Raw genomic sequence first — 13,903 nt, forward strand, 5'->3', positions numbered from 1 at the left:
CCCGCCGCTCGCCTGCGCTATCGCTGAGACCGTGTAGAGCACGGAGTGCCGTCTTGAAAAACCTCCTCACCGATATCGCCGGCGTCCGCGTCGGCCATGCCCATGACGCGAAGCTCGCCTCCGGCACCACGGCGATCGTGTTCGAGCAGCCGGCTGTGGCGGCGATCGACGTCCGCGGCGGCGGCCCCGGAACGCGCGAGGACGCAATGCTCGATCCCGCCAGCACCGTCGAACGCGTTGACGCGATCGCGCTATCGGGCGGTTCCGCCTTCGGGATCGAAGCCGGCGGCGGCATCCAGGCCTGGCTCGCCGAGCAGGGCCGCGGTTTCCGCGTGCGCGAGGCACTGATCCCGCTCGTGCCCGGCGCGATCCTGTTCGATCTGCTCAACGGCGGCGACAAGGCGTGGGGCCGCTTCGCGCCCTATCGCGATCTCGGCTATGTCGCAGCACTTTCCGCGGGGACCGAGTTTGCGCTCGGCAGCGTCGGCGCGGGCTTTGGGGCGACCACCGCGACGTTCAAGGGCGGGCTCGGTTCGGCGTCTGCCGTCACCAGCAGCGGCGTCAAGGTCGCGGCCATCATCGCCGTCAACGCGGTCGGCAGCGCCACGGTCGGCGACGGACCGTGGTTCTGGGCGGCGCCGTTCGAGGTTGGTGGCGAGTTCGGCGGCCGCGGACTGCCGGACAAATTCACCGACGACATGCTCAAGATGCGCATCAAGGGCGGCCTTGCCGCAACCGAGCGCGAGAACACCACGATCGGCGTCGTCGTCACCGATGCGGTGCTGACCAAGCCCCAGGCCAAGCGGCTGGCAATGATCGCACACACGGGCTTTGCCCGTGCGATCTATCCGGTGCATGCCACGACCGATGGTGACGTGCTGTTCGCGGCTGCGACATGTGAGAAGGCGATTGATCCGATCGTCGGCCTCACCGAGCTCGGCATGGTCGCCGCCAACGTGGTCGCGCGCGCGATCGCCCGCGGCGTCTACACCGCGACCGCGTTGCCGTTCCCTGGCGCGCAGCCGGCGTGGACGGATCGGTTCGGCTAGTTTCCTGACGATCCGCAAGGTTTCAATCCAGGGCCACCGGCATCGCGCGCGCCTTGCCGGACGGTGAGCACAATTGACCGTACGGGAGCCACGCGCAGCGCCTAGGGTTCGGTTTCGAAGCGGAACGTTCTGCCACCCGGCAGGCCGTTGCCGCCGCGAACCAGCCGGAGGAACTCACGATGGCAGCAACCGAACACAAGAAGGCGGCCGAACTGCACCAGCATGCGGCCAATTCACATCTGGCGGCGGCCGACAGTCATACCAAGGGCGACACAGCGAAGGGCACCGAGCACGCCAAGTCAGCTCAGCAGCATTCGCAGTCCGCCGCAAAGCAGACCGACCATGCCACCTCGAAGAGCCAGCAGCAAAAGTAACCAGAGGGGCCCGGCGACGAGCCGGGCCCCGCCCGAGCGCGCTTAGGTCCGCTCGGCAATAGTCAGCGAGGCTTCCATGTCCAAGCATGGGCACATGCCGCCGGTACCGCCGGCGAACCACAGCCCGAAAGGGCCAGGCGACAACTCCAGAATCCCGGCGAGCGAACCACGCAAGCATGCCGACGTCAATCCGGCTGAACAGGGCTAGACAGCGAACATGAGACAAAACACGACCAACAAGGGCTTCTTCAAGGGACGCCGTATCAAGTAGCTGCGCCACCTTCAACGGGATGCCACGACGGAGATAAGATGCTGATCGAGGTCAGAACAGACGGCACCATCAAGGGTGGCGAGCAGTCTTCCGCCGCGGTGAAGGCAGAAGTTCTAGCCGCGCTGGACCATTACGCGGACCACATCAGGCGGGTCGATGTGCACCTCAGCGACGCCGTCGGTCACAAGACCGGCCATGATGACAAGAGCTGCATGATCGAGGCACGCCGCGACGGCCGCGAGTCCATCGTGGTGACGCACCGGGAAAACACCATTGAAAAGGCGATTCGCGGCGCCATTCACGATCTGAAGAGATCGGTCGAGAGCGCACTCGGAAAAGAAGCCACCGGGAACCAGCGTCGCGATCATCGTTAGATGATGTATTCTTGCGTTCACCTAGAGAGAGTGCCCCACCAGGCGTCCGATAACGGCTGTGGTTCCCATCGCAATCGCTCCCCAGAAGGTCACGCGCAACATCGGCTTCACGATACCCGCGCCACCGGTCTGCGCACCCGCAGCCCCCAGGATGGCAAGCGCGACCAGAGAGCCTCCCGACACAACCCAGGGAATTCGGGGTAAGGGCGATGCTATCGCGATCAGCAGTGGGATGGCGGCCCCGCAGGCGAAGGTTACTGCCGAGGTCAAAGCCGCCTGAATCGGGCGAGCCACGACGTGCGCCGAAAGTCCCAGCTCGTCGCGAGAGTGCGCGGCGAATGCATCCTTTGCCGACAACGCCTCCGCCACTTGCCGCGCCAACGCAGCATCGAGCCCGCGCGCGACGTAGATGTTGGTCAACTCATGGAGCTCCGCGTCCGGCTGCTCCGAAAGCTCCCGCCTTTCTTTCGCCAGATCGGCAGCCTCGGTATCAGCCTGCGAACTGACGGAAACATATTCGCCGGCAGCCATCGCAGTTGCACCGGCCACCAGACCGGCCACGCCCGCAACGATAACCTCATCAGGCGACGTCGATGCAGCGGCAACACCGACGACGAGGCTGGACGTCGAAATGATTCCGTCGTTTGCGCCGAGTACGGCCGCGCGCAGCCAGCCGATGCGATCGATGAAATGCGATTCACGATGGATGGGATGCATTTTCAATGTCCGAAGTCTTGGGAAAGTCCGAGGTGTTGGGAAATGAAAGGCCGGGACTTTTCACTCGATAAACCTCGCCGACGCAATCCCCTACCATGGTGTGGTTTGAGCGAGGCCTACGCCAACGGCAGTCAAAGCTCAGCGAGGCTCACGCTTTCTCACCTCATGCAGGTTTGGTGGAAAGCGAATATGCCGTCCGGGCTTTTCAGAAATTCCACGCTATCCGGGAGTTAACGAAAGGATTCGATTGAACATCAACTGCCTCTCCAATCAAATTCATTTCCAACTATCAGTCACTCCCCACACAATCATACGTGCTGGCGTCGCTGATGCTCTGGTCAATACTGCTCACCGTTGCTTGAAGTATTCCAGCATGCGCCGGAACGATCCAGATTCCGGCGAGTAGTCGATGCGAAGCGCACAAGGCACGCAGCGCCGCTGCCAGACCTGACGCTTTCTCACCTTCTCGGACTCCCGAGAAGGCAAAGTCCCGGAGCAATACCATGAAGACCAGGCTCATCGTACTTGGAGCTATCGCGAGCCTATTGACCAGTGCGGCAATGGCGCAGACACCGACCGCGACAACACCGCCCGCAACCAATTCGGCCAGCGTCACGCAGCCGTACAGGGGGCAGTGGCGGGTCTACAAGATGATCGGTCTCGACGTCTACAACCAGAACAACGAGAAGCTCGGCGACATCTCCGAAATCCTGACCGATCCGACCGGCAAAATCCAGACCGCTATACTCGGTGTCGGAGGATTTCTCGGCGTTGGCGAGCGCATGGTTGCGATCAGTTTTGACCAGCTGAAGTTCGTCAACCAGCCCATTGAAGCGAAAATGGCGTCGAGCACGCAGACGTCGTCGGCTTCGACGAAGCCTGCCGAGACCGCTCCTCAGACGACGACGGGCGCTGCGACCACCACGCGGCCGGTCCGAAGCGCCAATGAGCAATGGTATCCAGATCACGCGGTGATCAACCTCACCGCCGATCAGCTCAAGGCGCTTCCGCAGTTCGACTACAACTGATTGCAACACCCATCTCGCCCGGTTGCGCGTAAGCGCTGGCCAAGGGCTTCGGCCTCGGCCAGCGCGGGCGACTACATCAATTCGGTTCGACGAACTTGGCAGTAGACGCGAAGCAAAATCGTTACAACGCCGCTCAAAGGAGCACGCCATGCGAAAGACATCAATCCTCTTGACCACTGCAGTCCTGTTGATCGGTACGGCGGTTTCGGGATCAGCCGATGCGCGCGACCGCTCGGATCGGCCGGAATTGACGGCGAGCCAAATGACCGATCAGGCAGCCGCCCGCGCCGCTCAACTCAAGGCCGATCTGCGTCTCACCCCCGAGCAGGAGAAAAACTGGTCGGCATTTGAAACAGCTGTCGTGGAAACGTGGAAGAACCAGGTTGAACAGCGCCTCGCCTGGCGAAATGCGCGCGCCAAGCAGCAGGACAACGTCGATCTGATTGACGGCATGCGCAAGGATGCCGACGAGCAAATCGATCGGTCAAACGCACAAAAGAAGCTCGCGGATGCCGCTCAGCCGCTCTACAGCAGCCTCGATGATCCCCAGAAGCGGCGCTTTGCTACCGCACTGTTTCACCGAGACTAGTGGCGTCGAGGTCAAACCTCGAGACACTGCCGCGGACTCAGACGCTCATCGACATCGAAGAGGCCGTGGACCCCGACAATCCCTGCGACTGGTTCTGCATCATCTGCGCAAACCAGTCATAGGGTGAATTACCGCCACCCGATCCGTTCGAGGAACGGGAGGCGCCCGGCACCGTCGTCGTCATCTTGAAGCCGTCGGCATAGGTGACGGTGGTGGTGGTCGAGCCGTCGGCCCCCGTCGTGGTGGTCGAGGTCGACCCGCCGCTCGATGAGGAATTCGAGCCGCTGCCGGACGCATCACCCGAGGCGCTCGCAGTCTCGGCGTGGTGGTGACCGCCGCGATGCCCGCCGGCGCCCTTCAGCGCCTTCGACATCTCGTCGAGGCTGACGCTGCCGTCCGAATTGGTATCAAGCTTGGAAAACACGTCGTCGGCCTGCGCCAGATTGGTGCCGCCGGCGCCCAGCGCGTTCTCGAACTCGGACTTGCTGATCTGGCCATCGCCATTGGCGTCGAGCTTCGAGAACAGGTCTTTGAGCGCATCGTCCCGGCTGGTCGAGGTCGAGGACGTCGCGCTCGACGATGTCGACGCCTGGCTTTGCGCGGCGATCAGCGCGCTCATCGTCTCCGGCGAGATCTGTGCGCAATTGCCGGAATTGACCGAGGAGGTCACGCCGCTTGTCGAACCGTTGCTGCCGCTATCGATCGCGAACGGATTGGTCGCCCCTTGCGACGATGTCGACGTGGACGATTTCGAGCTGGTCAGCGATTGAATGGCATCAAGCGCAGTCGAGACGGCACCAAGCGCAAACAACATTGCACAACTCCAACCGGTGCGGCATGCCGCGGCCAATATTCTGGCCATGAGGTCAGCAAGCGACGTGCCAGCGCAAAAAGCTCAATGAAATCCGCATCCACCGCACTTCGCGGGACCAGGGAACCTCGGCAATTCATGCCGTCGGCGGCAGATTTTTCCGCCCACAGGAAGCTCGTTCTCCCTGCATTGCCCGGCCGGGAGGCCCATGTTACGCGAGGCCATTCGCCCCTCGCCGCCACGGGAAACCGCGCCATGACCCAAGCCTTCGCCTCCCGCCCCCTGGCTATCGCGCCCTCGATCCTGGCCTCGGATTTCTCGAAGCTCGGCGAGGAGGTTCGCGCGGTGGATGCGGCTGGTGCCGACTGGATCCATCTCGACGTGATGGACGGGCATTTCGTCCCCAACATCTCCTATGGTCCCGACGTCATCAAGGCCATGCGCCCGCACACCAAGAAGGTGTTCGACGCGCATTTGATGATCTCGCCCTGTGATCCCTATCTCGAAGCCTTCGCCAAGGCCGGCTGCGACCACATTACCGTGCATGCCGAGGCGGGTCCGCATCTGCATCGCTCGCTTCAGGCGATCCGCGCGCTTGGCAAGAAGGCTGGCGTATCGCTCAATCCGGGCACGCCGATCGGCGTGCTCGAATATGTGCTCGACCTGGTCGATCTTGTGCTGGTGATGTCGGTCAATCCAGGCTTCGGCGGCCAGGCCTTCATTCCCTCGGCGATCGGCAAGATCGGCGACATCCGCGCAATGACGGCGGGACGGCCAATCGACATCGAGGTCGATGGCGGTGTCGGCCCTGACGTGGCGGGCGCGCTCGCGGCCGCCGGCGCCAATGCCTTTGTCGCCGGCACCTCCGTGTTCAAAGGCGGCACGCAGGAAGCCTACAAGACCAACATTGCAGCGATCCGCAACGCGGCGCTCGGGGCTCGGGGCGAAGCGATCTGACGCGCAATTCGCCCGCAAATCTGCGGTTCTTACGGGCGTCGCAACGCGCGATGCCTAAAATTACAACCGCGATCCGTACTCCTCCGGACTTCCCTGATTCGTGCAAATCACCGCTATTGATTCCTGCCTGATTTGACAGGAGCACATCATGACGACGACCCTGGTTTGGACTGGCGTGGCGTTGTGGCTTGGTTTTTGTGCGTTTGTTGTGTTCGGCCCGTCGGCCGGACCTGTACAGGTCCCAGTACGTTCGGCACGCCACATCCGTCGCCAGCGGGTCTGACACCATGCAGATCGCTCTGGTGAAGCGTCAGCCGAAACGCAGGTGCCGCATCCCGCGCCGCCCGCATCCGAACCTCGACTACTTCTTCGGTCGGCTCGAGCTCAGCGAAGGCGAGACGCGCGACGATCCCGGCGCCGACACGGCCGACCTGGATCATTCGTTCCGGTCACCGCGCCGGCATTGAAATCATTTTCCGGACCAATCAGATGAAACCGCACTGCCCGAACTGCCTGACGGAAATGACCAAGGCGTCAGCGTCGCGTAACCTGTTCAACTGCGAGCCCTGCCGCGAGATCATTCAGTACTTCGGCGGCAGTGCGGATCACGGCGAGCCCGGCCCCCAGTTCCCCTGGCCGGTCCGCCGCAAGCGGGCTTTCCACACCGCCCACGCGGCGTGATCCCTTCCTAACCCCATACCACGCTGGCGTCCGGTTTCGCCGCGGCCATCCGCGGCGGCCGCACCACGGTAACGCTGCAGGCCGCCTCGGCGGCCACCTTGGCCGAGACGCTGCCGAGCCAGGTCCGCCTGAACGAATTTTGCCGCGCGCCGATGATGAGATGGTCGACCGAGTTCATCTCGGCGAATTCCAGCAGCGCCGTCGCGGGATCAACCGCCTCCAGGACATGAACCGACAGCCGGCTCTCGTCGAGCTTCAAGGGCGTGGCCCAATGCCGAAGCGCCACCAGGCGGTCGATGTGCTTGTTGGAGCCCTGCTCGTCCAGCGTCTTGTCAATGGCAATGCGGTTGAGCTTCAGCACGTTGACGCAGGCGAGCCGCGCTGACGGTAGCGTCGCCAGAATCCGTTCCGTCGTCACGCGCAACGCCTCGTTCAACTCGGCTGCGCCTTCCTCGGTGTCGAGCGCCACTGCAAGGATCGGACTCGATGCGATCTGCTCGGCGACATCGGGCCTGGCCCGCGATTGCTTGACGTCCTGGTTGAAGCGGCGCCGCCACGCGACGCTGAGGGGATCGCGCTTGATCCGCTCCGAACGCGCGGTCAGCCTGACCTGGGTCGGATGAGCAAGATCGAAGGCGAGTTGGGCCGCGGTCGGATAGCGCCGGACCGGCTCGATCTCCAGGCACCGCAGCACCACCTCCTGGAGCCAGGGCGGATAGTCGGCCCGCAAGCTTCGCGGCGGATGCGGATCCCGCCACAGCCTCCGCCGCATCGCGCGCAGCGTCTCGCCCTCGCCAAAGGGACGCTCGCCGGTCGTGAAGAAATAGAGCAGCACGCCGAGCGAAAACAGATCGCTGCGCGGATCGTCGCGCACACCCAGCAGCCGCTCAGGCGCCATATAGGGCGCGGTGCCGTAAGGCAGGCGGAATTCCTGCTGCAGCAGATCTGGCAGATGGTCGTGATGCGACAGGCCGTAGTCGATCAACACGGCCTCGCCGCTCTCGCGAAACATCACGCTGCTCGGCTTGATGTCGTGATGGATCACGTTCTGCCGGTGCAGATCGGCGAGCGCGGCCGCGATCTTCGCAACCAGCAGCCGCGCCTCCTCGTAAGGCAGCGGCAGATCGGGCAGCCGCTTGTACAGCGTGGTGCCGGGAATGCGCTCGATCACGGCATAGGCCTGGCGGGCGAAATCGCCGGTGCCGTAGCAGTGCGGCACGTGCGGACCCGCAAGACGCGGCAGGATCATCATCTCCATCTCGAAGGAGACGATCGCGGCGGGGTCCTCGCCTTCCGAGACCCGCGGGACCTTCATCAGCAGCGGCACGTCGATGCCGGGATGGGTGGCAGTCCACAACGTCGCCATGCCGCCGGCATGGACGCATTCGCCGATGGTGTAGCCGTCGATCTCCGCGCCTGACTTGACCAAGGATTTGGGCATCTAGCGTCCCTGCGACAGTCGGTCGGCGAGCCAGGGCGGCAGGCCGTTCTCGCGGATCCTGTTCGCCGCGCTCGCGATGTCATAGGGCACGCGGCAATAGGTGATCTGGCATGACACCGTGTCGAACAGCACGAAGGATGCCGAGGGGTCGCCGTCACGGGGCTGGCCGACCGAGCCGAGCACCGCGAGCCATTGCCGCCCACGCAGCAACTGCACCGGCACGTCGGTCCTGGGCACGAAACTCGTCATCTTCGCGGTCACCGACATCGAATAGAGCGCGGGCCGATGGACATGGCCACAGAAAGTGACGTGGGACGGCGTCGCGATCAAGCTCTTGGCGGCATCCGCGGTCGAGCGGACGTAATGCCAGCGCTTGGGGCTCGAAGCTTCCGAATGCACGAACAGACGGTCGCTGTCCTCCACGCGCATCGGCAACTCGGCCAGGAACCGCCGCTGCGCCGTGTCGAGCCGCCCGCGCGTCCACTCGATCGCAATCTGTGCCTCGTTGTTCATGCTCTCCGTGGTCGTGTTGACGGCTTCATCATGGTTACCGCGCACGGCCACCGCACCGTGCGCGACCAGATCCATGGCGGTATCCACGACCCATTCCGGGTCGGCGCCATAGCCGACGAAATCGCCGAGCAGGATGAATCGCTGCGCGCCCTTCGCGCGGGCGACCTTCAGGCACGCCTCGAACGCCTGCCGGTTACCGTGGATATCCGAGAAGACAGCGAGAAGCACGCACCCTCCACCCTCACATTCTTATTGGATGCCGATAGAGCCAATTTGAGGGAGGTCAACAAGATGCGCCAACGCGCGGCGGTTGACCAGCGCTGCCCGGGCACGATGGTGAAGGGCCTGTTGCTCGTCCTTATTGCTCGTCCTTGGGCGGCATCCGGGGTGGCGGCAGCGGCGTGAAGACGGCGCCTTGGGCGCCGGCCGGCGGGGCATTGAACTCTCCGGTCGAGGAATCGCCGCCCGTGGTCTCAAGAATCGCCTTGGGCGTCACATATTCCCGGACCATGTCGATCAGGCTGCCCTCACCGCCGCCAAAATCGGCCGCGCGGCCGCCTTGCGGATGGCCAGCCGCGATCTCGTTCTCCGCCGCATGGGTCTTGTCGGCGAGGGTGTCGTTGTAGGGGACGCGGAAGGCGCGCGGGATGCCGCTCGGACGATGATCCGCGTCGAGTTCCTCGACCCACAGATAGATCGAGCCGGGATCGCCCTCCAGCGAATGCGGCTCGACGATGCGCGCCTTGAGCAGCTTGAAGGCGGTCGGTAGCCGCTCGGGGCTGGCCCAGCCGAGCAGCCCGCGCATTTCGCCGAAGCTGACGACATAGAAGGCGCTGGTCACGACCACCGCGACTGCCTTCAGCGACCAGTGCAACCGCGCATAGACCAGCACGACCAGCAGCAGCGCGCCGATCACGGCATAGGCCACCGACAGCGAGAGAATGACCGTTTGCAGACTAGTCACGGCGCACCCTCACAGCGTTCCTGCTTACACCGGTGCTCGGGTCGAGATCGGCCCCGTTGCGCCAGGTGCTGCGGAACGTCTCCATCAGCGATTTCGGCCGCTGGCTCACGTCGATGACCTTGCCTTCGGCATCGAGCCGAAACCGCACCGCCGTCTTCTCGTCACCGGTATGGTCCAGCGTGAACTTGTTGTCGAAGATCACCTGCGCGGTCGGGTTGAGCTTCTGCACCTTCACATTGGCCGTGACGGGCTCTCCGGTCGTGGCGACGAAATGCGAGACGTTGACGGTGTATTCGCCGGGAACGATGCCGCGCAGCGTCACGATCTCCTCGCGGATGGGCGAGGCGATCTTCTTGCCGTTGACCATGATGAAATCATTGGCCCCGCCGCGATCGTCGCGATCGAGCGTGAGGAAGCCTGCCTCGCGGTGGCGATACCAGGCGATATTGCCGGCGGGATCCTGCACGAACAGGTCGAGATCATCAGGGTGGTTGTCCGGCCAGTCCAGGGTGATCATGAACTCGGCCTTGGAGTCGATCTTGCCGTCCTTGGCATCGGGCGAGACTGCGAGCAGCGCGAGGAAGAACAGGAAGGCGACCACCTGCAGCGCCTTGAACAGCATCACGCCGAGCGGATCGAACGGCTCCTCGCGCGGATAGAGACCGAAATCATCCATCATGACGGCGTAGCGCCCTTGATTTCTGCGCCCTTGCGCTCGAGAACCGGCGTCACGTAGGTCTCGGTCAGCACCACCGCGTCCGAGAAAACCCGCTGGGTCGCGGTATCGAGCATGTAATACTGGATACGGACCAGGATGGACCCGACGAGGCCGGCCAGCGTGGTGTACATCGCGACCGCCATGCCGTCGCTCATCAGCCCCATCGAGGAGCGCATCGCGACCTTGTCGGCCGCATCGAGCCCCGCGATCGGCGCCAGCATGATGATGAAGCCGATGATGGTGCCGAGGAGGCCAAGCTTCATCAGCGTGTCGGAGACGAAAGCGCCAAAGCCGTTGGAGCCGCGCAGGCGGTCGGCAAGCGTCCGCAGCAGCAGGGTCTGGTCGACCGGACGATAATCCTGCGCGGCGGCCTTGGTGACGAGGCTCTCGATGTGATCCCGCACCAGCCCGCGCGGCAGATCCGTCGCGCTGGCATCGAGCGCCTTGCTGCCGTCGGGCGCGGCCAGCACCGCGCGGCAGCGCCGCGCTGCGGCGCCTTCACGGGCAATCGCCCGCGTCCGCAGGAAGCAGTGGCCGCAGGTGACGAGATAGAGCACCGCGATCACGCTCGAAATGTAGGTCCGGTCCGACGTCAGCATCAGATGGATCAGCCCGAACCGCCACAGCAGCACGACCGCAAAAATCGAAAGCCCGGTGAAGATCATCCAGAACAGCAGCGCGCTGCGCTCGGAAGGGTCCGCAGAAGAGCCCGCGATCGGCCCAATCGTCATCGAACTCATGCCGCACTGCTCCTGGCCGGCAACGCCCGCTGCCGATTGGATCAAAGCCGTCACGCGCGGTCCAGTCGGTTATGAACGATCGCGGATTAAAAATGCCGGCAGGCGATCCCTGCGCGACGCATTGCGTTGGAACAATTTCGTGTTGCGGAGCAGCGAACCCGATGACGGCGGAACGGCGCGCGGCGGTTGCCCGCCGCAAAACTATGTGCCGCGCCACAGAGGCGACGGGCAATCGCGCGCAGGCGGCTTCTTCGGGATGGTTTTCTTGGTTACGCCTTCAACCCGCGCAACAACAGCGCCAGCGTCGCATCGACGCGCGCAGGCAAGTCGGCATCCTTCCACTCGTCGGCATGGGCCGGATGGTGGAAGCGAACGGTCGCATCGAAGATCGCACGCGCTGTGGTCTTGGCGTCGGTCGCCGAGAACTCGCCCTGCTTCACGCCGTCGGAGATGATCCCTGCGATCTGATTGATCATCGTGTCCTTGTGGCACTTCACCGCCGCGCAGGCCTCGCGCGCCAGCGTGAGATAGGTTTCGAACATCTCAGGGTCGTCGAGCACGCGCGAGCGCTTGGCGGCAAACAACGTGCGCAGCCAGCGATCGAGGCGCGCCGGCGCAGGGCCCTTCTCGTTGGCAATCGCAAGCAACGGCGCGTCGATGCGATCCAGCCAACGTTTGGCGACGGCCTCGCGCAGCGAAGCCTTGCTCGGGAAATGACGATAGACGCTGCCGTGGCTCACATCGAGCGCACGGGCAACGTCGACCACTGTGGCCTTGGCAAGTCCGTAGCGACGCAAAACGTCCTCGGTGACTTCGAGGATCCGCTCCGGCGTCAAAACAACGGCTTCGTTCATGCCAGCACCATGTTCCCGTTCAGGGTCCAGTTTTCGGCGGCGGGGCTGCTTCCGAAGCGCCCTGCCGGTCGTTCGGAAAGCTCAGCTCTCAATGAGGCAGTTTTGCAGCCTGCGCCGCAATCTGGCGCGCCACGAAGAGGTTGAGCCAGCGCCCGATCGTTCCCCTGAGATTGATGATTTCGGTCGTCATTGTCTTAAGTCTCCATTCGTCCGCGGTCCTCACCCCCTACGTCCCTCGATCCGTTTCCGATCTTGGGCCCCCTGGAGGGATGACCACGGGACGCCCAATCGGAGCGTCCGACGAGGGATATACACGTCTCGCTGACAGATTTCAATATCTGTTACTCAAAGATCCGTGACTGATAGTTGGTTTTTGGTCGTTACACCCCGACCCAGAGACGCCCGCCATACTCAGCGGACAATAATACCTATTCAACGATCATCCCCCGCCACCTTGCCGCGCCGGTTGTTTCGCCCTCCCCCTCTGCCAAATCACGGCGTAATACGTTCTTGGCTGGCGCGCCCAGCACCTCACGAAGAAAAAACGGATCGGCCCCCAATGCCCATCGTCAACCGTATCGCCGCCCTCTCCGATGAAATGGCCGCCTGGCGCCATGACTTCCACGAGAACCCGGAGCTGCTTTACGAGGTCCATCGCACCGCCGGCATCGTCGCCGACAAGCTTCGCGAGTTCGGCTGCGACGAGGTGGTCACGGGCATCGGTCGCTCCGGCGTCGTCGGGGTGATCCGCGGCCGCCAATCCGGCTCCGGCAAGGCGATCGGCCTGCGCGCCGACATGGACGCGCTGCCGATCATGGAAACCGCCGATGTGCCCTACGCCTCGAAGATCCCGGGCAAGATGCACGCCTGCGGCCATGACGGCCACACCGCGATGCTGCTCGGCGCCGCAAAGTACCTCGCTGAGACGCGCAATTTCGACGGCACCGCGGTCGTGATCTTCCAGCCCGCCGAGGAGGGTGGCGGCGGCGGCAAGGCCATGGTCGAGGATGGGTTGATGACGCGCTGGAACATCGAACAGGTCTACGGCATGCACAACATGCCGGGCCTGCCCGAGGGCCATTTCGCCACCACGGCGGGTCCGCTGCTCGCCTCCTCCGACAACATCCGCATCACCGTCCGCGGCAAGGGCGGCCATGCCGGCGCCACCCCGCACCAGGCGATCGACAGCGTTCTGATCGGCTCGCAGATCGTCAATGCGCTGCAATCGATCGTCGCGCGCAACGTCGATCCGCTGAAGTCGGCGGTGATCTCGATCACCCAATTCCACGCCGGCACCGCCTTCAACATCATCCCCGAGACCGCCGAGCTCAGTGGCACCGTGCGCACGCTCGATCCCGAGGTGCGCGATCTCGTCGAGCGCCGCATCGGCGAAGTCGCCGAGAGCGTCGCACGCGCCTATGGCGGCGCGGCCGAGACGAAATACTCGCGCATGTATCCGGTGACGATGAACCATGCGCGCGAAGCCGGCGTCGCTGCCGATGTCGCCCGCGACATCGTCGGCTCCGAGCGCGTCAACGACCGAATCATCCCGATGATGGGCGCTGAGGACTTCTCGTTCATGCTGGAGGCGCGCCCCGGTGCCATGGTGCTGGTCGGCATGGGCGACAGCCCCGCGTGCCACCACCCGGCCTACGTCTTCAACGACAACATCCTCGGTCACGGCGCCTCGTTCTGGGTGCGCCTGGTCGAAACCGCGATGCCGGCAGGGTAGAGGAAGTCTGCGACGGGGCTTTGCGAAGCGTGATCCACCAGAACCCGCGTTGCAAAAGCGCTGCAGACCGGGATTCGAGAGAAGGCCGAC

17 protein-coding genes are annotated in these 13,903 nt (G+C 63.9%); 9 read left to right on the plus strand and 8 right to left on the minus strand.

Translation table 11 applies throughout. The features are described from left to right. Positions 1-53: 53 nt before the first annotated feature. The 3 genes from JQ621_RS28025 (at position 54) to JQ621_RS28035 (ending at position 2,068) form a co-directional block, all read left to right on the plus strand. Complete coding sequence (locus tag JQ621_RS28025) at positions 54-1,049, plus strand: P1 family peptidase (protein ID WP_212239407.1); 996 nt, start codon at positions 54-56, stop codon at positions 1,047-1,049. 179 nt (positions 1,050-1,228) lie between these two features. Then, the gene (locus JQ621_RS28030; protein WP_212239414.1) at positions 1,229-1,423 is read left to right on the plus strand and encodes a hypothetical protein; all 195 of its coding nucleotides are present in this window, start codon (positions 1,229-1,231) and stop codon (positions 1,421-1,423) included. A 309-nt stretch (positions 1,424-1,732) separates the two neighbouring features. Further along, positions 1,733-2,068, plus strand: a complete 336-nt coding sequence (locus tag JQ621_RS28035) for an HPF/RaiA family ribosome-associated protein (protein WP_212239415.1) — start codon at positions 1,733-1,735, stop codon at positions 2,066-2,068. A 21-nt stretch (positions 2,069-2,089) separates the two neighbouring features. On the opposite strand, the gene JQ621_RS28040 is transcribed toward JQ621_RS28035, so the two are convergent. Then, positions 2,090-2,785, minus strand: coding sequence for a VIT1/CCC1 transporter family protein (locus JQ621_RS28040; RefSeq protein WP_212239416.1), 696 nt, complete (start codon positions 2,783-2,785; stop codon positions 2,090-2,092). Positions 2,786-3,288: 503 nt separating this feature from the next. Between JQ621_RS28040 and JQ621_RS28045 the strand changes: the two genes are divergently transcribed. Further along, positions 3,289-3,813, plus strand: coding sequence for a PRC-barrel domain-containing protein (locus JQ621_RS28045; RefSeq protein ID WP_212239417.1), 525 nt, complete (start codon positions 3,289-3,291; stop codon positions 3,811-3,813). Positions 3,814-3,961: 148 nt separating this feature from the next. Beyond that, positions 3,962-4,402 carry a Spy/CpxP family protein refolding chaperone gene (locus JQ621_RS28050; protein ID WP_212239420.1) on the plus strand — a complete coding sequence of 147 codons (441 nt, stop codon included), beginning with the start codon at positions 3,962-3,964 and terminating at the stop codon, positions 4,400-4,402. Positions 4,403-4,439: 37 nt separating this feature from the next. On the opposite strand, the gene JQ621_RS28055 is transcribed toward JQ621_RS28050, so the two are convergent. Continuing rightward, a complete protein-coding gene (locus JQ621_RS28055; RefSeq protein ID WP_212239422.1) occupies positions 4,440-5,216 on the minus strand; it encodes an EF-hand domain-containing protein in 777 nt (258 codons plus the stop codon). 252 nt (positions 5,217-5,468) lie between these two features. On the opposite strand from JQ621_RS28055, the gene rpe reads away from it, so the two are divergent. From rpe to JQ621_RS28070, 3 genes are all read left to right on the plus strand, one after another. Then, a complete protein-coding gene (gene rpe, locus JQ621_RS28060; RefSeq protein WP_212239424.1) occupies positions 5,469-6,170 on the plus strand; it encodes a ribulose-phosphate 3-epimerase in 702 nt (233 codons plus the stop codon). A gap of 287 nt (positions 6,171-6,457) precedes the next feature. Continuing rightward, positions 6,458-6,637, plus strand: coding sequence for a hypothetical protein (locus JQ621_RS28065; RefSeq protein WP_212239426.1), 180 nt, complete (start codon positions 6,458-6,460; stop codon positions 6,635-6,637). 22 nt (positions 6,638-6,659) lie between these two features. Then, positions 6,660-6,851, plus strand: coding sequence for a hypothetical protein (locus JQ621_RS28070; RefSeq protein WP_212239429.1), 192 nt, complete (start codon positions 6,660-6,662; stop codon positions 6,849-6,851). A gap of 7 nt (positions 6,852-6,858) precedes the next feature. On the opposite strand, the gene JQ621_RS28075 is transcribed toward JQ621_RS28070, so the two are convergent. The 6 genes from JQ621_RS28075 to JQ621_RS28100 form a co-directional block, all read right to left on the minus strand. Then, positions 6,859-8,292, minus strand: coding sequence for a serine/threonine protein kinase (locus JQ621_RS28075; RefSeq protein WP_212239435.1), 1,434 nt, complete (start codon positions 8,290-8,292; stop codon positions 6,859-6,861). Next, a complete protein-coding gene (locus tag JQ621_RS28080) occupies positions 8,293-9,033 on the minus strand; it encodes a metallophosphoesterase family protein (protein WP_212239438.1) in 741 nt (246 codons plus the stop codon). It lies immediately after the preceding gene. Positions 9,034-9,163: 130 nt separating this feature from the next. Then, positions 9,164-9,769 carry a hypothetical protein gene (locus JQ621_RS28085; protein ID WP_212239441.1) on the minus strand — a complete coding sequence of 202 codons (606 nt, stop codon included), beginning with the start codon at positions 9,767-9,769 and terminating at the stop codon, positions 9,164-9,166. Beyond that, positions 9,762-10,448, minus strand: coding sequence for a hypothetical protein (locus JQ621_RS28090; protein WP_212239444.1), 687 nt, complete (start codon positions 10,446-10,448; stop codon positions 9,762-9,764). The genes JQ621_RS28085 and JQ621_RS28090 overlap by 8 nt, the downstream gene beginning before the upstream one ends. Next, entirely contained in the window at positions 10,445-11,227 is a 783-nt protein-coding gene (locus JQ621_RS28095) for a MotA/TolQ/ExbB proton channel family protein (RefSeq protein ID WP_212239591.1), read from the minus strand. Before JQ621_RS28095 ends, JQ621_RS28090 begins: the two co-directional genes overlap by 4 nt. Positions 11,228-11,496: 269 nt before the next feature. After that, positions 11,497-12,081: a TetR/AcrR family transcriptional regulator gene (locus tag JQ621_RS28100; protein WP_212239447.1), complete on the minus strand. Its 585-nt coding sequence runs from the start codon at positions 12,079-12,081 to the stop codon at positions 11,497-11,499. A gap of 559 nt (positions 12,082-12,640) precedes the next feature. Between JQ621_RS28100 and JQ621_RS28105 the strand changes: the two genes are divergently transcribed. Continuing rightward, the gene (locus JQ621_RS28105; RefSeq protein WP_212239449.1) at positions 12,641-13,813 is read left to right on the plus strand and encodes a M20 aminoacylase family protein; all 1,173 of its coding nucleotides are present in this window, start codon (positions 12,641-12,643) and stop codon (positions 13,811-13,813) included. Positions 13,814-13,903: the final 90 nt, after the last annotated feature.

The sequence above is a fragment of the Bradyrhizobium manausense genome (genome assembly GCF_018129685.1).
In the GTDB taxonomy this organism is placed as follows: Bacteria; Pseudomonadota; Alphaproteobacteria; order Rhizobiales; family Xanthobacteraceae; genus Bradyrhizobium; species Bradyrhizobium manausense_D.